Here is a 21,110-nt window from a genome sequence, read left to right on the forward strand (position 1 = left end):
CCATGGTCGTCAACGTGCATCACCCGCTTGCAGAAATTGTTCTCTCCCTGCCCAGACTGGCAATCGCGGTCAGTGGTGGCGTTGACAGCATGACACTTGCGACATTTGCCCATTCGGTCGCACCTGGCAATGTCGAGATGCTTCATGCTGTATCGCCTGCTGTGCAACCTGCGGCGACTGCGCGTGTTCGCAAAGCAGCACAACAGCAAAACTGGCACCTGACGGTAACCGGCACTGGCGAATTCAATGACCCACGGTATCGCGACAACCCGGTCAATCGTTGCTATTTCTGCAAGACAAACCTCTATGACAGAATACGCAGCCTGACGACGGCGCCCATCGCATCGGGCGCAAACCTTGACGATCTGGGTGAATATCGCCCCGGATTGCTTGCAGCATCGGAACGCGATGTCATCCACCCGTTCGTTCAAGCAGACATGAAGAAATCCGATATTCGTGCACTTGCGCGCGAACTTGGACTTGACGACGTGGCCGAACTGCCAGCCCAGCCCTGCCTTGCCAGCCGTATTGAAACCGGAATCGCCATTGACCCAAACGATCTGGCCTTTGTCGACAGAACGGAACAACTTCTCTATGACGAACTGGGGTTGAGCGGGGATCTCAGATGCCGCATTACCACGTCAGGTGTCATCATCGAACTGCCAGAAAATCAAATGACCGACGAAATTGAACACTGGCTTGCAGCACATTGCCGGGATCAAGGGCGCACGTTCAACGGCCTGCGACCGTATCAACGGGGTGCCATGTTTATTCAGGACAAACCATGACGAAAATTCATCAGCCCGACTGGGACCGGCAGAACCGGACAGGCTTTCCCGAGGCGATCTATTGCGCCCGAAAATCCCCGGAACAGATCAACATCATCATAGAAGATGCAATCTCCCAGCAGCGCCCGTTGTTGCTCACGGCACTAGCAGCGCAAAACTACCGGGAACTGGATCAGGGACTTAGCGCCCAACTCGATTACGATCAGGTTTCGGCAACGGCCATGGTGGGTGAGAAGGCAAAGTTAATCAGCCACGGGATCGGCATAATTGCCGCAGGCACATCTGATATTCCCGTCGCGACCGAAGCGCAAAGAACCCTGGCTTTCTGCGGCTGTGACAGCACATTGATCCAGGATGTCGGGGTGGCTGGCTTATGGCGGTTGCTTGACCGGATTGACGAAATCAAGCAATTCCGGATCATTATTGCACTCGCCGGCATGGAAGGCGCGTTATTCAGCGTTCTTGCCGGGCTGGTCGAAGCCCCTGTTATCGCCGTCCCGACATCGGTGGGGTATGGCGTTACAGAAGGTGGCAGAACAGCACTAGAATCTGCACTTGGCAGCTGCGCCCCGGGCCTTATGACGGTCAATATCGATAACGGTTTTGGTGCGGCGGCCGCCGCCATCAAGATACTGAATGCCGCAACACGATAAAGACCCACCAACCTTAACACTTTTAGCCGAAACAAAAATTTTAGCTATGAGGGTTTGAAAGGTTCGTACTCAGCCTACCTTCACAATCGGCCCATCAACAATCAGTTGGTTTAGCTGTCAGGTGCCACAAAAGGTGACATTAAGCTTTCTTCTAAATCAATTTCTTAGCACTTCCGATTGCCAGATAAGTTGACGTGGATTGACACATAAGCTGACAAAAAACTGCGGAATTGACAGAAAAGCTGACATTTTTTCAAACATGCTGCTGCACCTTGAACGATCGTTGTCCGACATTCAAATCCGGTCACACCGAGACACAAGCCTTGCGAACTAATGTGATGCTATTCAGCCTTCCCGATGACGATAAAGGTCATTGGAGCGATTCAAGTGTGATTGCATTTCCCGGGCGGCCTGTTCGGAGTCATGGTTTTCAATGCATTTCACAATTTCGCTGTGCTCTCGGAGGGTTACATCTTCCTGACCTGACCAGATTAGCAAGTCGGTGTGGTAATTGAAAACCCAGTTCAGCATTGCTTCACTGACGGCTTGAAAAATCGGATTGCCCGAAATGCTCGATACCTTGATGTGAAAGGCCATATCGCCCTTGATAAAGGCCGCCGCATCACCAAGTTTTTCGCGCTGTGCTTCAATCAAACCTTTTAGGTCTTCGACGTCATCTGCCGTCGCATTCTGCGCCGCAATCCGGACCATCCCCACCTCAAACAGGCGACGTGCTTCCTTGAGATGTTCAAGATTGTCAGGCGATGCTGACAACAACATGCGCGCAACCATATCCATCTGCCTGAACATCAGGTCTGCGGAAAGCTCGCTTACACGGGCCCGTTCACCGTGGGAGATACTGATGAGACCCAAAGTATGCATGGATTGCATCGCCTCGCGAACAGCCGGTCGGCCGACGCCGAAACGCTCCATCAAGGTGCGCTCTGACGGCATCAGATCACCTGGCCCCAATTCGCCGCGCACAATCATCTCGCGCAGGCGTTCAAGCACCTGATCTGAAAGTTTGCGTCGGACGATTTTCTTATCGTCGCCTGTATCTGCCCAACTATTCATACGAATGTGGTTCCGTGCCATTCTGAAGTTAATCTTGTTGTGCAAACTTCTAGCGTATCTCCAGTCAATTGAGAACCTCGGAGCAAGGTAATTCGAGTTGCAGCATTCCATAAGCGTCAAGCGCTTGGCACCCTGCCAAACCGCCGATCTCCACATTGACTGATTGCTTGGTGAGATTGACCATCAGAAGCCTGACAAGGGCCCCATCCTTTTCGGCAACAGCCGCAACCTGTTTTGGATCATCGACACGGCAAGGCAAAACCGGTTTCCCTGCCATTTTTGAAAACGCCTTTATGACCTCGCCGATTGGCAAGAGATTTGAATTTTCAGCATCAACAATACCGCGCGCACCAATCACCCCGGCTGGCACCCAACGGCTAATATCAGTTGCAGAAACCCGCGCTCCATAGCCGATTGCCCAAGCCGCCCCGAACTGTTCCCGGTGACGGGGGTCGTCATGGGTCATGCAGATCCGCTCTCCGTTTGGATTGGAAAATGTGCGTGAGCCATAAGGGTTCTGGCGCATGGCGATGGTGGTCGGGCCCAAGCGATACTCTTTACCCGAACCAAGAATGGCGCGAGCGGACCGGAAAATGTGCGGCAAGGTTTCCAGCGTTTCCATGACACTCTCGTCATCTGCTGCATGGACAATCGGATTGGTCGCATGGGTGACGAAATCAAGCATCTCTACTGGCGGCCGCTTTCGGTTAAGTTCCGTAAAGTAGCTAAACATTCCCCCGCCCAACGAAATGCCGGGAAAGGCCTTTCGGGCTGCGTGATAGATATCGGCAAGAGGTGGGCAATCTGGCCATTCACTTCCTGGCGGCGTTGATTGCCGATCGACCGATGGGCACACCAGCAAACTATCGGGCTTGAAACCAGCATGCGCCAGATCGTCTTTTAGCACCCTGAATTCCTGATCAAGATTGCCATCACAGACGACAACATATTCAAGTTCATATTGCGCATCGAATTGCTGTTGAAGAGCCGCAAACGCCGATAAATCCGGCCCCACATGCCCGACAGTCTGATCGTAATGACACAGCAGGACCTGCGGAGTGACCTTTCTCAAAACATCCAGACACGCAAGAGGTTGATTTGCCTCTTCGGGCGTGATCACCAAGCCCGTTTTCGGGAAAACATGCCCAGAACCGATTTCCGGGATCACATGGATCGCCGTATCCTCTGCCTTGCCTTTCCTTGGGGGTAGTCCTGCTGCTGATTGGGCCGTGCTGCCTTCGATTGAAAGCTCTATGGATTGCGTGTTTGTTTTCCCACCGTCCAAAAGATACGGCCAAGGAAGTTCAATCGGTCGAACATAGGTTTTAAAAGAGGCATCAGACCAGTTCCGCTGATCCTCCATTTCAAATTCATCACCCAAAAACCGGCAGGTTGCCGTCAGCCCCGCCTCGGGATAATGCGTTAATCCGCGGATGGATTTGAAGGGCTGCCATGGCTCGATCAGATCGGGAAAAATGGTGTCTTCGATATCCCCGTCGCAATGCTCAACCCTGACAGGCTGCCCGGCAACGCCCTCAATCGGATGAAGCACATTAAAGCCGCACCGATTGGTTTCAAAACCACCATCGGGCGTTGCATCCACGGTGAAACGAAGCACCCCGTCCTCAGTCCCGCTGATTACCGCTTTCAACGCAAGTGCAACACCATTGTTGTCACACGTCGCAACATAGGAAATGGAAAAATTTCCGAGGGTTTCGTCAATAACGATATCGGACAAAACAGGCGAAAGTGTTCCCCAGTCCCGATCTCGTACAACATAGGAAATCGCCCGTAATATCTCTGTCCCGTGATATCGGACATATCGCAGGTTGCCATGTTCAAAGCGCACTTGCAGCGGCCCTGCTTTGAGGGTCCTGACAGGACTTGCTTTGCTGACATTGCTCATCAATTCATAACCTTTGGGTAACCTGGTAAAAGATGATCATCTATTTCCGACCTTGACCACCTGCAGGCCATTATCCGCCGATTGATAGGCACCATAAACAAGCGCCAGTGTTTTCAGGTTGTCATGCCCTGAGGTTTCTGGCTGCCGGTTATCGCGCAGACAATCAACAAAGTGTTGCTCGATATTGAAAACGCTTTCCTGAATGTTGTGCCATGGCCTTTCCGCCCAGTGCAAAAGTGGCGGCGCGACGTCGATGTGCCGTGTGCCATCATGGTTGTGACACATAAGCTGATAGCCAGAATTCAGGCGCAATGTCCCTTTGCTGCCATCAACTTCAAGCAGGGTTTCGGGAAAACTTTCGACCGGCAGGCTTGTGGCATAGCTGCAATCAACAATACTCGTGATGCCGTTGTCATGATCCAGCATCATGGTTGCAACATCTTCGGCGCGAATATTGGGATTGACGCGTTTTGTCCTGGCAGAGATTGAACCAACATCCCCGAACAGGAACCGGGCAATATCCAGAATATGGATCCCAAGGTCCTGAATGATGAATTTTTCATCCGTCGCAAGATATGGCTGCCCGGAATAAACATCATAGGCAGACCGGAAACTGACACGTCCCCAAAAAACGTCTCCGATGGCGCCCTCGTCGATATGCGTTTTGACGGCACGAATTGCTGACTGCCAGCGGAAGTTTTCATGCACCATCAAGGTGACACCGGATTTATCGGCCATTGAAACCATTTTGCCCGCATCATCCATCGACGCGGCAAAAGGCTTCTGGCAAATGATATGAACACCAGCTTGTGCCGCCATCTCAACCAATGGCAAATGTGTTTCTACTGTCGTCGCGATATCGACAAAATCCAACTCTTCGTTGGCAAACATCTCTTGCGCGTCGGTATAGGTGTTTTCGATACCAAACCGTTTTGCGGTTTCGCTCAGACGCTGTTCATCGCGATCACACAGTGCGGTAATGTTAACACCATCAATGTCACGCCAGGCGCACAAATGATTTTGTGCAAAGAACCCGCATCCAATTAAAGCACCTTTTAACATACAGATTTATCCTTCCTGTTTGCTCAATGCGGCCTGCTGCTGCAAGGCGACTTTCGCCTGCAGACGTTGCTGTGCCTGATCGACGACCACGGCGGCAATAATTACCAGCCCCTTGATCACGGTTTGCCAGAACGAACTAACCCCCATCATGACCAAACCGTCAGAAAGAATACCGATCACAAAGGCACCGATGATGGTTCCGGCAATACGCCCCCGTCCCCCGGACATTGATGTTCCGCCAAGAACCGCCGCAGCAATTGCGTTTAATTCGAATGTCTCGCCGGTTGCCGGATGGGATGCGACAAGCTGGGATGAAATCACCAACCCGACAATTGCCGCACAGAACCCGGAAAACATATAGACGAACATTTTGACACGGTTGACCTTCACGCCCGACAGTGCGGCTGCGTGTTCATTCCCCCCAACCGCATAGATGTGACGACCAAGCGGAGTTCGACCTGCGATATAGGCAGCACCGCATCCAACCGCGATCAAAATCCAGATTGATACCGGGATGCCCATAAATGCCCCCGACCCCAGGACACTCAGCCCGTTGGACCCAAATTCCGGGTTACCGACCAAATTCGGGAATGTCGCCCCGTCAGAGGACAACAAGGCAAGCCCCCTTGCGACATATAGCGTTCCAAGGGTCGCGATGAATGGCGCAACATTAAGCTTGGTGATCAAGGCACCGTTTATCGCCCCGAAAAGCACGCCAACAAAAAGCGTGATCGCAAAGATTTCAAAGATATTGAAATAGAGCGTGTACCCGATTCCGAGATCAACACCGTTCAGGATCAGCCACCCTGCAACCATGCCGCAGAGCCCTACAATTGAACCAACCGAAAGGTCAATGCCCCCGGTAATGATGACAAAGGTCATGCCAATCGCAAGGAACGCGTTCAAGGCCACATGTTTTGACATGATGACAAAATTGGCCGCACTTAGGAAATTCGGGGCTGCAAACGCAAAAAACGCAAACACAAGAATAAGTGCAATAAATGTGCGCAGCTTCAACAGAAGCAAAAGCCAAGTCTGATTGCTGTTTCCTGACGCCGTTCCGGCCGATGCGATAGATGTCATATCTGCAACTCCCTATTCTCAGCCGTTTTCTGGCTTGTTGTTGTGTGACCGACTGCAGATGCGGCAATGATCTGTTCTTCGGTCGCTTCTTGCTGGGTAAATTCCTTGATCACCCGCCCCTTTGACATCACCAGAATTCTGTCAGAAAGAGACATCACCTCTTCAAGGTCAGAGGTCACAAACAATATCCCCAGACCATCCGCGGCAAGCTTGCGCATTTCTTGAAAGACTTCGCCCTTTGCCCCGATATCAATGCCGCGACTTGGTTCATCCATCAGTAGCAATTTGGGGTTGGTCATCAGGGCTTTGCCGATGACGACCTTTTGCTGGTTGCCACCTGACAATGAGCTGACCGGATTTTCGACACTTGCAACCTTGATAAACAGGTCACGCACCATATCTGCGACGGCCTTACGCTCTTTCTTGATGCTCAGGTACCCGCGTTTGGTAAATTTCATCAGGCTGGACAGCGACATGTTTTCACGGATCGGCAAGATTTGAACCAGTCCCGCACCTTTTCGGTCCTCCGGGATCAAGGCAATTCCGCGCTCTATTCGCCCCGCCACGCTGGTTTCATCAAGGGGCTTTCCATCAACATAGAACTTTCCGGTGCACATCGGATGCTGGGCCATGATGCATTCGAAAAATTCAGACCGCCCTGCCCCCATCAATCCATAAATGCCAACAATCTCGCCAGCCTTCAGGGAAACAGAAACGCGATCAACAACAAACCCGCCATTCTTGCTTGGCAGGCATATGTCTTCGGCCCGGAATACTTCTGCACCAAGTTGATGGGTCAGTGATTTTGAGAAATCCTTGGACGCAGCACCGATCATGTTGCGCACAATCCAGCTGACCTCCACCCCCGCCATCGAACGCGACCCGGTAATGCAGCCGTCACGCAAAACCGTGATGTAATCCCCAATCCGGATAAGCTCTTCGAGCCGATGGGAAATGTAAATGATTCCCACACCAGACTTTTTAAGATCCTTGATCACACGGAAAAGAATTTCCACTTCAGCAGCGCTCAGGGCCGATGTTGGCTCATCCATAATCAGAATGCGTGCATCCTGTGCGAGGGCCTTGGCAATTTCGACAATCTGCTGTTCGCCAATACTTAATTCGCCCACAAGTGCATCGGGGGAAATGTCGTGTTCCAGCCGTTTCATCAAGCTTGCGGCTTCTGACTGCTGGTTGCGGCTGTCTATGTCGACACCTCCGCGTGTTTTTTCCCGCGCAATGAAGATGTTGTCGGCCACCGTCATGTTCGGGAACAGATTAAGTTCCTGAAAAACGATGCCGATGCCATGCGCCGCGGCAGCACGTGTATCGGCAAACTGAACCCGTTTGCCATCCACCGCAATCTCGCCGGACGTTAATTGTTCAACCCCGGCGATGACCTTCATAAGGGTCGATTTCCCGGCACCGTTTTCACCGACAAGGACATTCACAGCCCCAAGCCTGACATCAAAGTCGACTTCATTCAGGGCCAACGTTCCCGGATAAACTTTCGTTGCCCCCCGCACCGTCAGTCCGATTTGATGTTCTTCGTTACATGAAAGATCATTCATTTCCGGTCACCTCGATTTCAACCGGGGTAATCAGAACGGTGTCGTCGGGTTTTCGCATTGTAAATGCGCCGGTAGCAGCAACAGATTTACCGACCAGGCCCTCACGCGACAGATCTTTCAAAACAGTGTCAAAGGCCTTGGTATTTAGAGCACGCGACAATTGCGCAAACTCAATCTGATCGGTAAAGGACGTAAAATCGAAGAATGGCAAAACATCACGCAACGTCGTACCACGGATGACCGGGCCAAGCTGTATGACGGCGTCTGCACGCCCATCCCCATCGATATCAACATCTGCGGTCGCTGCCCGCGTGTCTGTTTTTGCCGCGACGATTTCACCCTCAATCCGGGTGGCGAAGTTCCACGGGCTGCCCTCGCTGGATGGACGATATCCAAAAGAGGCACCGGCTGCATCAAGGTCATCCCCAAGAGCTGCCAAAATGTCAGCGAAATCAGCACCCGAACTCTTAAGGTGCGGGACAACCCGATCTTCCCAAATCCCCTCTACCAGGGCAGGCATATCTCCATAAGACGAACCTGAAACAGTTGCCTTATTATCATTTTCTGCATCGTTTTTTACCAGTTGACATGCCTCAACCGAGAACACCAAAGGCAAAAGCAGAAGCAATTTTATCATTGGCCCAACGCGCTTCAAGCTGGCCTCCTTCAGAAGATTGCACAACTCAATCTCTGCGGTGAGCGGGGAACGCAGCCCAAGCTGCGCCCCGCCCATCCGGCACAAAAGATCGCGACCGACGACATATACTGTCGTGGTTGCTCACTTACTTAAGTGCGAAGGTTTCCAACTGCTTGGCGTTGTCAGCAGTGATCAGGACACAATCCATCAACTGCTTTTCATCATGGCCGGTTGAGCCGGTTTTCAGATACTGGTCGGCTTGCTCGACCGCGATCTGTGCCTGACGGTAAGCAGGCTGCAGAACCGTCGCCTTGATACCACCTTCAAGAATGGAATCACGAACGTCATTGCTGCCGTCGAAACCGACAACAATCACATCATTGCGGCCGGCGGCCTGAAGCGCTGCAATCGCGCCCATCGCCATGGTGTCATTTCCTGAAATGACACCTTTGATATCCGGGTTGGCCTGAAGGATGGTTTCCATCTTTTCATAGGCTTCGGTCTGGCTCCAGTTGGCAGACTGCTGGGCCACCATTTCCATGTCAGGATATTGGTCAATGATATCGTGATAGCCCGAAGAACGAATACCGGCATTGGTGTCGGCTTCACGTCCAAGAAGTTCGGCGTATTTGCCTTCTTCACCCATCTGGCGAACGAATTCCTCCGCACCAAGCTGAGCACCCTGATAGTTGTTCGAGACAATCTGCGACACAGCAATCCCCGATTCCTTGATCTCGCGATCAATAAGGAAAGACGGGATACCGGCTTCTTTCGCACGACGCACCGGTGCGACCGTTGCTTCTGCACCGGCGTTATCAAGAATGATCGCCTTTGCACCGCGGGCTATTGCCGTATCGTAAAGCTGGTTTTGCTTGTTTGGATCATCATCATGCACCAGAACAAGGGTATCATAACCCAGTTCCTCGGCCCGCTGTTTTGCACCTTCAGCTTCTGCTTTAAAGAAGGGGTTGTCGTGAGACGGGGTAATAATCGCAATCAAGTCTGCTGCGGATGCTGACATCGGCATGGCAGTAGCCAAACCCATCACCATTGCCACGCCCGCAAAAAGTGCTCTACGCGTAAACGCCATTTGTACCTCCCTAGATACATAAAGTTTATAGTCACCATGCGACATGCTTCTGTTTCGAAGTTCTGTTGTCGCGCCTTATCAGGTGATCCGACGGATACTTTCTTTGATTTCGTCCGGTTCGAATACCCCGATCCAGTCATCACGCATCAAGCGTGGCTTTCCGTTATTGATCGCCTTGTTACACGCATCAGAGAATTCACCCTGTATTTCGCCCATAACAACAGCACCAAGAATATTAAGATGCCCCAAAAGGAAGTCACGTGCTGCCTGCTCATTGACGCCCCGGCGCACGACCTCGTCAAGCGCCTCTTTCATGACAACCAGCAAGGTAGCACAAACCGTTTCGGACAACCCCGGCTCCAGCAGGGCCATTTCATCAACTGACACGCGATGAGACCTGAGAATCGGCTGGAAAATTACCTTTGCAATCTCTTCGCCAAGCGCAAAGTCCTCTTCGGGCCCCTGCATCAAGGCGCTGACAATAGCCTGTCTTGCCGCAACACCACCGAAATAGTCGCGCTTGGCGGCCATGTCTGTTTCTTCATTGAAAATTGGCGGATGACAAGGATGTGTAACGAAATAGGTCACATCATCGCGCTTTGGGAAATGGCCCGCAAAGGGTGCAGCCGCATCAAGTGCAATGATCATGGTGCCAGGTGCAACCTTGTCGATCAGGCCATGTGAAACGGCCTTAATCGCTGTATCTGGAACAGCAAGAATAACGGCACGTGCACCGGCCAAAGCATCATCTAGCGCAACACAGCTGACACCAACCGCATCCTTGAGGCGGGCCTGCCCGGCTTCGGTGATTTCGACATGTGCAACATCAAAGCGCGAGCCCTTGAGATTGGCCGAAAGCCGAACCCCCATTTTGCCACCGGCGCCGATCAACGCGATCTTCATGCTTCCTCCTGTTGGTGTTTTTGTTTGTTGAAACGAGAATTACCGACATTCATCATATTGTCAACTGGTATGATGAGATGATAATTATGATCTCAATTCAAAGAAGATTGACCGTCAGGAGGACTACACCAATGGAAAGACTGCGCGCCCAGTACGAGGTTGAAAGCCCCAAAAGCCTTGAGCACGCTGCCAAAGTCATTGCTGGCGAACAATCATCGGGAACTTTTTTGAAACTTGCCGGGGAAACAGACGCATTGCGCCAACGATCCGGTGCCCGGGTTGAACTCATCGAGGAACGGTCGCAATCAGCCTCACCATCCCTGCCCACCCGAACGCAAGGATCGCATTATTCACGCGGGGTTATCACGCTGTCCTGGCCTTTGGACAATATGGGCACATCGCTTACCAATGTGCTTGCGACAGTCGCAGGCAATCTGTTCGAACTGGCAGATGTATCGGCATTGCGTTTGATTGACGTCGAATTCCCGGATGCATTTTCGCAAGCCTATCCCGGCCCTGCATTCGGGCGTAAGGGCACTCTTGATCTTGCCGGTGTTTCCAACCGCCCGATGATCGGCACCATCATCAAACCCAGTGTCGGCCTGTCACCAGATGAAACAGCACAACTTGTCCTTCAATTGATCGAAGGTGGAATCGATTTCATCAAGGATGATGAATTGCAGGGAAATGGCGCACACTGCCCGTTCCCCGAACGCGCCCGGAAGGTCATGCGGGTCATCAATGACTATGCCGACCGTACCGGCAAGAAGCCGATGTATGCCTTTAACATCACAGGCGAGGTCGACGAGATGAAACGCAATGCCGATCTGGTACACGAACTGGGCGGTACATGTATCATGGTCAGCCTGTTTTCGATCGGATTGGCCGGGCTAAGTGCCATTCGCGCGCACGCCGCGCTTCCCCTGCATTGTCATCGCAACGGTTGGGGTCTTTTCTCAAGATCTCCGGACATCGGTATTTCGTTTCGCGCCTGGCAAAAATTCTGGCGGTTGGCTGGCGCTGATCATCTGCATGTCAACGGGATCGCCAACAAATTCACTGAAAGTGACGAGACGGTCATGGAATCTGCCCGCGCGCTTGGTGAAAATGTGCCCCCCAATCAAACGTATCACGCAATGCCGGTTTTCTCATCTGGCCAGACTGCAGTGCAAATGGAACAGACCATCGCCGCACTTGGTCACACTGATTTCATCTATTGCGCAGGTGGCGGGATCATCGGCCATCCCGGCGGTGTTGCAGGTGGCGTCGCAAGCATTCAGCAGGCCGCTGCAGCTGCAGTTCAAGGCATCCCTGTTGATGAATTTGCCAAAGACCATGAAGAACTCCGCCTTGCGCTTTCGACTTTCCGGAAAAATTGATCATGTCCAACACTTCTTTCGCTCAGGATCTGTTTCTCTCCTTTTACGGGGATGACTTTACCGGCTCCACCGACGTCATGGAGGCACTGTCTGCAAACGGCATTGAAACCGTTTTGTTTACCCGCATCCCCGACGCACATCACATTGAACAGTTTAAAAACTGCAGCGCCGTTGGTCTGGCGGGGATCAGCCGAAGCCAGCCTCCCGAATGGATGGATGACAATCTTCCTGATATTTTCCACTGGTTGCAGCGTCTGAACGCAAAACACTGTCATTACAAAACATGCTCCACTTTCGACAGTGCCCCCCATCAGGGATCAATCGGACGTGCCATAGAAATCGGCAGAACCGTGTTTGACCAAAAGCAAGTTCCGTTGATTGTCGGCGCCCCCCAGCTTCGCCGATACACCTTCTTTGGACATCTGTTTGCCGCATACCGCGACCAGACCTATCGCATTGACCGTCACCCGGTCATGAGCCAGCACCCCGCAACACCGATGACGGAATCTGACCTGCTGGTCCATCTGGGCCGACAGAGCTCGTTGCCATCAACCTGCGTAACTGCAGATCAAATGAAGACTCTGCTTGGTGAGGCGTCCGACCAACAAGGGGCAAAAAACACACTCCTGGAAAAACAATGTCTTCTTCTTGATGTTTACGATGATCAAAGTCAGGCGACCGCTGGCACGTTTTTGCATGTTTTTCGTAAATCACTGGGCCCGTTCGCAGTTGGATCATCAGGCGTTGAGTATGCTTTGCTGCGAGCATGGCAGCAGGCTGGCCTCATTGGACCGGCACCACAAATTTCCCGCCCCAAAAAACTGGATCGCATTGCTGTTGTGTCGGGGAGTTGCTCTTCGACAACGGCAAATCAGATCGAAATGGCCCTGTCAGAGAATTTTGCCGGCATCCCGATTGACTATCATGCCTTGGTTTCCGGGCAAGGAACCGAGCTTGCCCTTGAACAAGCCTCAACTTCTGCCTCGAAACACCTAAAGAATGGCAAAAGCCCGATCATTTATACAGCCCGCGGTCCTGAAACAGTAACCAATACTCAAACCGCTTCTGCCGACGTCGCCGGGCGCCATCTTGGGGCCCTGCTTGACAGATTGATCAGCGAACATCAGTTGGAACGTGCCATTATTGCAGGTGGTGATACGTCTAGCCTGGCACTAAGCGAGATGAACATCTACGCCTTAACGTTGCGTCATCCGATACCGCAAACACCAGGATCGCCTTTGTGCAATGCTTTTCGCCAGGATGGAAACCAACTGGAAATCGCCCTCAAGGGCGGTCAAATCGGTAAGGACGACTATTTCATTTCTTTGCGGGATGGCAAACTCACTACCTAGAGCGCGGGCAGAGTTCGAGCTGGCAACCCTCATCACCCCCATCAACGATAAAAGTCCGATGATTGAAGATGGCCAGATCAAAAAATCATATTACAATATGATGATTACTGCCTTTGCAAATCTGTCTTCCGATGCGGCGAACCAACCCGACGCATCACATCGGCAATCGTTTTGCCCGCTTGGCGCGGGCACAGTGATGCGAAAAAATCCGAGAATTAGAGAGGATGCCGATACCGGTCCCGGATCTATACGCCGTAATAGGTTGCGATCATTTGCCCGTTAATATTTTGGACCTGAAACGGCGTATTATAAATGTCGGCAAGAATACCGGCATCAATGATCTGATCCGGCGATCCCTGCTCGGCCACCTTGCCATCCTTCATCGCAATAATATGATCTGAATAACATGATGCAAAATTGATATCGTGAATAACGACAACAACCGTCTTGCCAAAATCACGTGCGGCCTGCCGGAACAGTTTCATCATTGAAACTGCATGATGGATATCAAGGTTGTTCAACGGTTCGTCAAACAGCATGTAGTCTGTATCCTGACACAACGTCATCGCGACAAAAGCACGCTGCCGCTGCCCACCCGATAGCTGGTCAAGAAAACGGCCCGACAGATCAGTCAAACCAAGATACGCCAGAGCACGATTGACATGCTCCAGATCATTCTCATTCGTGCGGCCTTTGCTGTGGGGATACCTGCCAAAGGCAACCAGATCGCGCACGGTAAGTCGCGCAGTTATATGGTTATCCTGACGCAGCACGGCCAAGCGTTTTGCCAACTCAAGGCTATCGGCGGTCGCGATGTCCAACCCATCTACTGTAATTTCGCCATCATCCATGTTTACCAGTCTGGCAATCATGGACAGCAATGTGGATTTTCCCGCACCATTTGGGCCAATGATTGATGTCAGCCCGTTCCGCTTTAAACCAAGTGTCACATCATCAACCACCAGGGTTCCATCATACGACTTGGTCGCATTGCGTACATTAATCACCGAACACCTCTGCGCAAAATAAGCCCGATAAAGAACAATCCGCCTGCAAACTCGATCAAGATTGCCAATGCTGTGTTGAAATCAAACAGCTTCTCAAGCACCAATTGCCCGGACGACAAGCAAATAAAGGCGATCAAAATCGCCCCCGGCAGAATATGTTTGTGCTTGGCCCCTGGCAGCACGATGTAAGCCAGATTTGCAACCAGCAACCCAAAGAAGGTTACAGGCCCAACCAAGGCAGTCGACACAGCCACCAGAACAGATGCAAGCGCCAGGATAGTAACCGCAGTGCGAGTGTGATTGACGCCAAGTGAAATCGCGCTATCGCGCCCCAACAACATGACGTCAAAGCGGCTGAATATCTTGGCCCCGATGGCGCTTACCAAAACAATCACAGCAACCGACACCCCCAAAAGAGACTTGTCGACACTATTGAAGCTTGCAAACAGGCTATCTTGCAAAACGACAAAATCATTGGGATCGATAATCCGCTGCAACAGCCCTGAAACACTGCGGAACAAAAGCCCAAAGAACAAACCGCTCAGTAAAAGAAGGTGCACATCCCGAAAAACACCAAAGAACAAAAAGCGATAAAGGATCAACGCAAAAACAGTCAGGCAGCCAGCCTCGATCAGGAATTTGATTTGCGGATCCAGCGCCGATATCGCCTGCGCGCCAAAAACAAAAATCAAAACGGTTTGCAAAAGCACATAAAGCGCATCAATTCCCATAATCGAAGGCGTCAGAATTCGGTTGTTGGTAACTGTTTGAAACAAGACGGTTGAAACCGAAACGGCATAAGCAACAAGCAAAAGTGCCAGAAGCTTGGTTCCCCGAAATTCGAAAATGAACCCCCAATTGCCACGCGCCCCAATCGTCATAAAGCCAATTGCAGACAACAACGCCAAACAAAGCAAGATCATCAATACTCTGTTCGGGCCAAGTCGACGCCTGATGGTTTCGGTTCGCGACATCACATTATCTGGCATACGCGTTTCTGCCCAAAACCAGATACAGGAAGAACAGGCTTCCGATCACACCAAGAACGGCACCAACCGGCACTTCAAATGGCGCGATGATCAGCCGTCCAACAATATCGCACACCAAAACAATTGCCGCGCCAAACAAGGCGATCCAGGGCAGCGTCTTTTTCAGATTATCGCCAAATGCAATGCTGACCAGATTGGGCACGATCAGACCGACAAACGGAATCATGCCGGCCGATACGACCACAGATGCCGTGACAAGCGAGATAATCACCAATCCGAATGTCATGACCTTGCGATAATCCAATCCAAGACTGACCGAGAATTCCTGTCCCAAACCGGCCATCGTCAATTTATCTGCCCCGCGATAGGCGATGATCGCCAGCCCAAAGGCCAGCCAGAGCACTTCGTACCTTCCCCTCAAGACTGTCGAAAAATCGCCACTGGTCCAGACATTCATGGCCTGCATCATATCAAACCGATAGGCGATGAACGCCGCAAAGGAACTGATCACTCCGCCCAACATCATTCCGACCAATGGAACGATGACCACGGAACGCAATGGTATTTTGGTCAGCAACCACAAAAACAGCCCAGTGCCCGCAATGGCAAATACGCCCGCCACCAGCATCTTTCCGACAACCGGCAAATCAGGCGCAAACAATAATACCACCAGCATCCCCAGCGCTGCAGCTTCGACAGTGCCGGTTGTCGCCGGTTCAACAAACTTGTTGCGTGCCAGCATCTGCATGATTGCACCAGCGACAGCCATACTTGTCCCGGCAAAGACAAGCGCCAGAGTTCTTGGAATTCGCGATGTTTGAAGAACCAGCCAATCGGTTTGACTAACCGTGCCATCAAGGAAATCGATCAGCGAGATCTTGGCAACACCAACAAACAAGCTGGCGACAGCCAAAGCTACCACCGCCACACACGCAATGACGTAGATTTTCTTCCGGGAAACCGCACCAGCCAAAATCAGCGACCTTTGTTAACTGCCGGAAACAGCAACAAAACGCTGAGCCAACTGTTTGATATTGCGGTGAAGTGACTCGATCCCCGCATTGACAAGATACCAGGATGCAGAGTCCAGATAGACAATCTGGTCTTTTTTCCACGCACTCGTTTGATGGATCAGGTCATTATCCAGTAAAGCCTCTGCAGCAGCGCCTGATTGGCCGATGGCAGAATCGCGATCAATGACGAACAACCAGTCCGGATCGGTTTCCAGAATATATTCAAACGATACCGGCTGCCCATGATTCCCGGCTTTAATATTCTCGTCCGCGGGAACGACGCCAAATTCTTTAAACAGGATTCCGAACCTTGAGTTCGGGCCATATGTGCTCATACGTGCGCCGTTGGTCATGATCAGCAATCCGTTACCCGCCTTTGCGGACAAAGCCTGCAAAGAGGCCATGGATTCTTTCAAATCTTCAATTTCGGCGGTCGCTTTTTCCGATTTATCAAAGATGGTGCCCAGAACCCGGATATTGCGAAAGACATCTTCAAGAAAATGATCCTGGCGCACAGTCAAATCGATTGTTGGTGCCATTGCGGAAAGTTCGGCAAATTTTGGCGCTGCACGGCCCGAAATGATGATCAGGTCAGGTTCCATGGCGTTAATCGCCTCGAAATCAGGTTCGAACATAGACCCAATTTTTGGCACCCCCCCAAATTGCGCCAATATTTCAGGCAGCGCGATTTCCGGTATTCCGTCCACAGGCTCTTCAAGAACATTCAGCGTATCAAGTGCAGACAAATCAAAGGTCAGCACAGTTCGCGGTTTCAATGGAACGTCAGTCTCACCTTGGGCATGAGCAACCGTGACCACCGCCCCATCGGCATAGGCGGGCGCACCCGCCGCAGAAAATGCGACTAGGAGTAATCCGCAAAAAGTGCTTACAATAGACCGAAGATTCATGTCAAATCACCTTATCTGCCAGACCCGCATCATCAACTTGGCATCTGCTGAAACAAGTTTCTTATTCAGTTACCTGCCTCTGCCTTGATTGTTCAACCGAACAATTTTTTAATAATTCCAAATTGTGACCATTGAAAATTGCAGCCTAAACTACCGAAAAACAGCCACACCGCAACAGCTGAGAATGCAAATCAGCATCAAAAAAGCGAAAAAAACAGCACTCTGATGCAAAAGACCCGTTTGTTGATTGCATTTGATGCTCTTTTACGAGTTGGCAGCGTCACACAAGCCGCAGAAGACGTTGGCATCCAGACTTCGGCTATGAGCCGAGTCCTATCGGAATTGCGCAAGATTTATGATGACGAGCTGTTTATTCGCACCGGTCAAGGCATGCGCCCTACGCCACTTGCAGAATCGCTTCGCCTGCGCGTCAGAGCCTTGGCGCACGAAGCTTCAGAGTTGCTTTTCCCAACAGCAGATCGCAATCAGACCCCATCCGCGGCAGAGGAAAATGAATGGCAACACCCTACGGTTTTGCCGATGCCTCCACTGGCTTCAAGCCGCGAACCAAAACTTGATGTATCGCCGACGCCCGAAACGCTCTCGAGAAAAATCTCAGAGATTGATCACCGCGCATCCCCTGCCAAGCGTCTGGCAAAATACATTGCTGTCACCTGCCCTGGTCCGGGAAAAAGCCGCCCACTCACGCAACGCGAAGCCAAAGACTGTTTTCATATTATCCTGAATGGCCATGCCCATGAAATTCAGATCGGCGCGCTGTTGATGACCATTCAGCATCGCGGCATCACGGCGCCAGAACTGGCTGGATTTATTGAGGCCGTGCGCGAAAACATCATATCGAACGCATCCTCTGGCATTCAGCCGGATCTTGATTGGCCAGCATATATCTCGGCCAACTGGCGACATGCACCATGGTTTATCCACTCCGCACGGCTTTTGGCAGAAGCAGGTCACAAAATTCTGTTGCATGGCTATTTTGGCAACGGTCCACATAGCGGAAAGCTAGAACTGGCAATGAACGACTGCGCCATTCCGGTATGCACAACGCTTGAAAACGCCAGCCAGGTTCTCAACACCTCAAACATCGCATATGCGCCGCTGGGTGCGATTTCACCGCAAATGCAAGCATTGCTGGATCTTTACCATCTGGTCGAAACCCGGTTACCGGTTCATTATGTCAGCCATCTGGTAAACCCCCTGAATGCAAAATCGGTTATCTTGGGGGCCGCGCAGCTCTCAAAGCGTGATCTTTACCGGGACGTTGCACATCTGTTGAAATACCAAAACGCGACAATTGTCGGCTCTGTGAGAGATTTTGCGCAAATCTCGCCTCAAAAGACAACGCCGCTTTACCGCATCTGTAACGGACAATCGCTTGACACCATCGCACCGGGAAATCGCATGATCGCCGATGCGCCACCAAGACATATCTTTACGCAGCGCGAACATTGGCAAGCTGTCTGGACCGGGTCCGCAACAGATGAAATGGCGGAAAATATCATCACATATACAGCTGCAGCGGCCCTGATCAGCTTGCCACAGCATTCAGACATGTCATTTGAAACTGCGCTGTCCCATGCCCAGCTCTTATGGCGAGATCGCAATCGGGCAATGTCCAAATAGGCACTTTCATAGTTCGCCAAATGCGGATGCGACTTCATCTCGCACCAGATCGGCAAAAGCATATGCAAGTGACATCGCGTCAAACTGACGACCAAGTGCAAGAACCAAAGGGATGCGACGCAGGTCTGATGAGACAGGAATCTCCACCAGTCGCCCGGCCTGCAAGTCGTCTTTTACACTATGGCATGGAACGTACCCGTAACATTTACCCGAGCGAATAGCAGCAATCGCAGCATCAAGCGAATTGACCCGCCACTGCCCGGGGAGCAAAAAGTCATGATTGACCTTATCTTCAACGTCTATGACCACGCGTGGGATCGTTGCTAATTGCTCTTCAAGTTCTGATCCGGTGACCTGTGCGATTGGATGACCTGCTCTTACAATCGGTTGAAGTGCAATATCGACCAAAGGCGTCGCGTTCAAACCGCTATCATCCCAATATCCAATCGCGACATCCCAACTTTCCGGCTTGAAATAAGAAATCGGTTTCCGGACAAACTCCTGAACCGAAACCTCTGTCTGGGGATGCTGATTTTGCAGTTCTGTAATCGCAGAAAAAAGAACGTCGCGCGGGAACAGGCAATCGCATAGGACCCGTAACGAAGGCCTCTGCCCGCTTGCCAGCAAAGATGCGCGCTCTTCAAGATGGTTCAGACCGTCAATCAAGGGAATGGCCGCCATCAAAAGACGCTCTCCCATTTTGGTCAAAACAGCACGACGCCCGACTGTCTTGATAAGGTCTACATTCAGCTTCTTTTGCAATTCGGCAATTGCATAGCTCACGGATGATTGGCTGCGGTTAATCTCAAGTGCCGCCTTGGCAAAACTCCCCGATCGTACCGCGGCGCGCAAAACCGCCCATTGTTCAATGTCGGTACGTGGAATGGTATTTTTCATCAAATTTTTCGATCAATATGAACAGTTATTCCCGCTTTTCGTTCGGTATTTTTGATCATAGATTCAATTGCGAATAAAGATTAATCTCACAAACAACACGGTAACTTCATGAAGACCATTGGAACGGCCTCAGTGATGTGCTTGATGCTCGCCCTTGCATCAACTGCTGCAAATGCGAAACCACTGACATCACAAGAACTGGCTGACAAGGGCCTGAAGGCAGGTGAAAACTATCCCGGCCTGCATAACCTTTGTGATCTATCATCGCGCTTTCGCATCGCCGGATCCCGCCCACCCGGAAACACCAAAAAACGCGAACTTTCTGCCGAGGAACGCGAAAAAAGACGGCAAGGCGCCTATGTCGAACCGACCCGTGTGTTTGACAATCTGTACTTTGTCGGCAACCGGTCTGTTTCAAGCTGGGCCATTCAGACCAGTGACGGCATCATTCTCGTTGATGCTCTGAACAATAATGATCAGGCGGAACGCTATATCGAAGACGGCCTGATCAAACTTGGCCTCAATCCGGAAGATATCAAATACCTTGTTATCACCCACGGCCACGGTGATCACTATGGTGGTCAGGAATATCTGGTTAACAAGTTCCACCCCAAGGTCGTAATGAGCGATCAGGACTGGAACATGCTCGAAGATCCGGAACAGATGATCCAAAATCCGCGCTGGGGTAAACCGCCGAAACGCGATGTCACGGTCAATGATCGGGGAACCGTAAGTCTGGGTGATACCAATGTGAAGTTATTTGTTACGCCCGGTCATACGCCTGGAACAATATCATTGATTTTCCCGGTCCAAGACGGCCAAACGCGCCATCATGTCGGGCTTTGGGGTGGTACGGGACTGAACTTCGGCCCCAAAGAAGATCGCATCCGGGAATATGCCCAATCAGCAGAAGACTTCGAAAAAGCAGCCCAGCATCACAATGTTGATGTGTTTCTGTCAAACCATCCGCGCCGTGATGGTTCCGTTGAAAAGATGCAAAATCTTCAAAGCCGCACTCCTGGGTCCACACATCCCTTTGTTGACGGCGAAGATGCTCTTGGTGCGTTCCAATTGCTGCATTACTGCACCTTGGCCCAGGCGGAAAGACTGGCTGAAAGAGACCAATAACCCTGCCCTATGAAACACGAATATCA

19 protein-coding genes are annotated in these 21,110 nt (G+C 51.5%); 6 read left to right on the forward strand and 13 right to left on the reverse strand.

Annotated features, from left to right (window positions below; genetic code table 11):
* The first annotated feature begins 2 nt into the window (after nucleotides 1-2).
* Together larE and larB are read left to right on the forward strand one after the other, a co-directional pair.
* Entirely contained in the window at nucleotides 3-788 is a 786-nt protein-coding gene (larE, locus tag JF44_RS0107060) for an ATP-dependent sacrificial sulfur transferase LarE (protein ID WP_033068276.1), read from the forward strand.
* Nucleotides 785-1,441, forward strand: coding sequence for a nickel pincer cofactor biosynthesis protein LarB (gene larB / locus JF44_RS0107065; RefSeq protein ID WP_033068277.1), 657 nt, complete (start codon nucleotides 785-787; stop codon nucleotides 1,439-1,441). The genes larE and larB overlap by 4 nt, the downstream gene beginning before the upstream one ends.
* A 345-nt stretch (nucleotides 1,442-1,786) precedes the next feature.
* Here larB and JF44_RS0107070 read toward each other — a convergent pair whose 3' ends face one another.
* The 8 genes from JF44_RS0107070 to JF44_RS0107105 form a co-directional block, all read right to left on the reverse strand.
* Complete coding sequence (locus JF44_RS0107070; RefSeq protein ID WP_052065555.1) at nucleotides 1,787-2,515, reverse strand: transcriptional regulator NanR; 729 nt, start codon at nucleotides 2,513-2,515, stop codon at nucleotides 1,787-1,789.
* A 64-nt stretch (nucleotides 2,516-2,579) separates the two neighbouring features.
* Nucleotides 2,580-4,421 carry a D-apionate lactonase gene (gene apnL, locus JF44_RS0107075; protein WP_033068278.1) on the reverse strand — a complete coding sequence of 614 codons (1,842 nt, stop codon included), beginning with the start codon at nucleotides 4,419-4,421 and terminating at the stop codon, nucleotides 2,580-2,582.
* A 36-nt stretch (nucleotides 4,422-4,457) separates the two neighbouring features.
* Nucleotides 4,458-5,483 carry a Gfo/Idh/MocA family protein gene (locus JF44_RS0107080; RefSeq protein WP_033068279.1) on the reverse strand — a complete coding sequence of 342 codons (1,026 nt, stop codon included), beginning with the start codon at nucleotides 5,481-5,483 and terminating at the stop codon, nucleotides 4,458-4,460.
* Between the two features lie 6 nt (nucleotides 5,484-5,489).
* Nucleotides 5,490-6,566, reverse strand: a complete 1,077-nt coding sequence (locus tag JF44_RS0107085; RefSeq protein ID WP_033068280.1) for an ABC transporter permease — start codon at nucleotides 6,564-6,566, stop codon at nucleotides 5,490-5,492.
* Nucleotides 6,563-8,137 (reverse strand): sugar ABC transporter ATP-binding protein, encoded by a 1,575-nt coding sequence (locus tag JF44_RS0107090; RefSeq protein ID WP_033068281.1) that lies wholly within the window; start codon nucleotides 8,135-8,137, stop codon nucleotides 6,563-6,565. The genes JF44_RS0107085 and JF44_RS0107090 overlap by 4 nt, the downstream gene beginning before the upstream one ends.
* Nucleotides 8,130-8,870, reverse strand: a complete 741-nt coding sequence (locus tag JF44_RS0107095; protein WP_052065557.1) for a DUF2291 family protein — start codon at nucleotides 8,868-8,870, stop codon at nucleotides 8,130-8,132. Before JF44_RS0107095 ends, JF44_RS0107090 begins: the two co-directional genes overlap by 8 nt.
* 49 nt (nucleotides 8,871-8,919) lie before the next feature.
* Nucleotides 8,920-9,864: a D-ribose ABC transporter substrate-binding protein gene (locus JF44_RS0107100; RefSeq protein ID WP_033068282.1), complete on the reverse strand. Its 945-nt coding sequence runs from the start codon at nucleotides 9,862-9,864 to the stop codon at nucleotides 8,920-8,922.
* A 78-nt stretch (nucleotides 9,865-9,942) separates the two neighbouring features.
* Nucleotides 9,943-10,767, reverse strand: coding sequence for a phosphogluconate dehydrogenase C-terminal domain-containing protein (locus JF44_RS0107105; RefSeq protein ID WP_033068283.1), 825 nt, complete (start codon nucleotides 10,765-10,767; stop codon nucleotides 9,943-9,945).
* Nucleotides 10,768-10,898: 131 nt separating this feature from the next.
* Here JF44_RS0107105 and JF44_RS0107110 point away from each other — a divergent pair, with 131 nt between their 5' ends.
* Together JF44_RS0107110 and JF44_RS0107115 are read left to right on the forward strand one after the other, a co-directional pair.
* Nucleotides 10,899-12,146, forward strand: a complete 1,248-nt coding sequence (locus JF44_RS0107110) for a ribulose-bisphosphate carboxylase large subunit family protein (RefSeq protein ID WP_033068284.1) — start codon at nucleotides 10,899-10,901, stop codon at nucleotides 12,144-12,146.
* A 2-nt stretch (nucleotides 12,147-12,148) separates the two neighbouring features.
* The gene (locus JF44_RS0107115; RefSeq protein ID WP_033068285.1) at nucleotides 12,149-13,498 is read left to right on the forward strand and encodes a four-carbon acid sugar kinase family protein; all 1,350 of its coding nucleotides are present in this window, start codon (nucleotides 12,149-12,151) and stop codon (nucleotides 13,496-13,498) included.
* Between the two features lie 245 nt (nucleotides 13,499-13,743).
* Here JF44_RS0107115 and JF44_RS0107120 read toward each other — a convergent pair whose 3' ends face one another.
* The 4 genes from JF44_RS0107120 to JF44_RS0107135 all read right to left on the reverse strand — a co-directional run bounded on the left by JF44_RS0107120 (nucleotide 13,744) and on the right by JF44_RS0107135 (nucleotide 17,415).
* Nucleotides 13,744-14,505 carry an iron ABC transporter ATP-binding protein gene (locus JF44_RS0107120; protein WP_033068286.1) on the reverse strand — a complete coding sequence of 254 codons (762 nt, stop codon included), beginning with the start codon at nucleotides 14,503-14,505 and terminating at the stop codon, nucleotides 13,744-13,746.
* On the reverse strand, nucleotides 14,502-15,428 hold the full coding sequence (locus tag JF44_RS0107125; protein WP_202901488.1) for an iron chelate uptake ABC transporter family permease subunit: 927 nt from the start codon (nucleotides 15,426-15,428) through the stop codon (nucleotides 14,502-14,504). The genes JF44_RS0107120 and JF44_RS0107125 overlap by 4 nt, the downstream gene beginning before the upstream one ends.
* A 55-nt stretch (nucleotides 15,429-15,483) precedes the next feature.
* Complete coding sequence (locus tag JF44_RS0107130) at nucleotides 15,484-16,416, reverse strand: ABC transporter permease (protein WP_238318391.1); 933 nt, start codon at nucleotides 16,414-16,416, stop codon at nucleotides 15,484-15,486.
* A 66-nt stretch (nucleotides 16,417-16,482) separates the two neighbouring features.
* Complete coding sequence (locus tag JF44_RS0107135) at nucleotides 16,483-17,415, reverse strand: siderophore ABC transporter substrate-binding protein (RefSeq protein ID WP_033068287.1); 933 nt, start codon at nucleotides 17,413-17,415, stop codon at nucleotides 16,483-16,485.
* Between the two features lie 225 nt (nucleotides 17,416-17,640).
* On the opposite strand from JF44_RS0107135, the gene JF44_RS0107140 reads away from it, so the two are divergent.
* On the forward strand, nucleotides 17,641-19,059 hold the full coding sequence (locus JF44_RS0107140) for a glycosyl transferase family protein (protein ID WP_052065558.1): 1,419 nt from the start codon (nucleotides 17,641-17,643) through the stop codon (nucleotides 19,057-19,059).
* Nucleotides 19,060-19,065: 6 nt separating this feature from the next.
* On the opposite strand, the gene JF44_RS0107145 is transcribed toward JF44_RS0107140, so the two are convergent.
* Entirely contained in the window at nucleotides 19,066-19,956 is an 891-nt protein-coding gene (locus JF44_RS0107145) for a LysR family transcriptional regulator (RefSeq protein WP_033068288.1), read from the reverse strand.
* 108 nt (nucleotides 19,957-20,064) lie between these two features.
* On the opposite strand from JF44_RS0107145, the gene JF44_RS0107150 reads away from it, so the two are divergent.
* Entirely contained in the window at nucleotides 20,065-21,084 is a 1,020-nt protein-coding gene (locus JF44_RS0107150; protein WP_033068289.1) for an MBL fold metallo-hydrolase, read from the forward strand.
* Nucleotides 21,085-21,110: the final 26 nt, after the last annotated feature.

It is taken from the genome of Thalassospira australica (assembly GCF_000763295.1).
In the GTDB taxonomy this organism is placed as follows: Bacteria; Pseudomonadota; Alphaproteobacteria; order Rhodospirillales; family Thalassospiraceae; genus Thalassospira; species Thalassospira australica.

Bases quoted from the DNA above. Each gene is read 5' to 3' on its own strand.
- larE (WP_033068276.1), top strand. From the start codon at position 3: ATGGTCGTCAACGTGCATCACCCGCTTGCAGAAATTGTTCTCTCCCTG.
- larB (WP_033068277.1), top strand. From the start codon at position 785: ATGACGAAAATTCATCAGCCCGACTGGGACCGGCAGAACCGGACAGGC.
- JF44_RS0107070 (WP_052065555.1), bottom strand. From the start codon at position 2,515: ATGAATAGTTGGGCAGATACAGGCGACGATAAGAAAATCGTCCGACGC.
- apnL (WP_033068278.1), bottom strand. From the start codon at position 4,421: ATGAGCAATGTCAGCAAAGCAAGTCCTGTCAGGACCCTCAAAGCAGGG.
- JF44_RS0107080 (WP_033068279.1), bottom strand. From the start codon at position 5,483: ATGTTAAAAGGTGCTTTAATTGGATGCGGGTTCTTTGCACAAAATCAT.
- JF44_RS0107085 (WP_033068280.1), bottom strand. From the start codon at position 6,566: ATGACATCTATCGCATCGGCCGGAACGGCGTCAGGAAACAGCAATCAG.
- JF44_RS0107090 (WP_033068281.1), bottom strand. From the start codon at position 8,137: ATGAATGATCTTTCATGTAACGAAGAACATCAAATCGGACTGACGGTG.
- JF44_RS0107095 (WP_052065557.1), bottom strand. From the start codon at position 8,870: ATGGGCGGGGCGCAGCTTGGGCTGCGTTCCCCGCTCACCGCAGAGATT.
- JF44_RS0107100 (WP_033068282.1), bottom strand. From the start codon at position 9,864: ATGGCGTTTACGCGTAGAGCACTTTTTGCGGGCGTGGCAATGGTGATG.
- JF44_RS0107105 (WP_033068283.1), bottom strand. From the start codon at position 10,767: ATGAAGATCGCGTTGATCGGCGCCGGTGGCAAAATGGGGGTTCGGCTT.
- JF44_RS0107110 (WP_033068284.1), top strand. From the start codon at position 10,899: ATGGAAAGACTGCGCGCCCAGTACGAGGTTGAAAGCCCCAAAAGCCTT.
- JF44_RS0107115 (WP_033068285.1), top strand. From the start codon at position 12,149: ATGTCCAACACTTCTTTCGCTCAGGATCTGTTTCTCTCCTTTTACGGG.
- JF44_RS0107125 (WP_202901488.1), bottom strand. From the start codon at position 15,428: ATGATCTTGCTTTGTTTGGCGTTGTTGTCTGCAATTGGCTTTATGACG.
- JF44_RS0107135 (WP_033068287.1), bottom strand. From the start codon at position 17,415: ATGAATCTTCGGTCTATTGTAAGCACTTTTTGCGGATTACTCCTAGTC.
- JF44_RS0107140 (WP_052065558.1), top strand. From the start codon at position 17,641: ATGCAAAAGACCCGTTTGTTGATTGCATTTGATGCTCTTTTACGAGTT.
- JF44_RS0107145 (WP_033068288.1), bottom strand. From the start codon at position 19,956: ATGAAAAATACCATTCCACGTACCGACATTGAACAATGGGCGGTTTTG.
- JF44_RS0107150 (WP_033068289.1), top strand. From the start codon at position 20,065: ATGAAGACCATTGGAACGGCCTCAGTGATGTGCTTGATGCTCGCCCTT.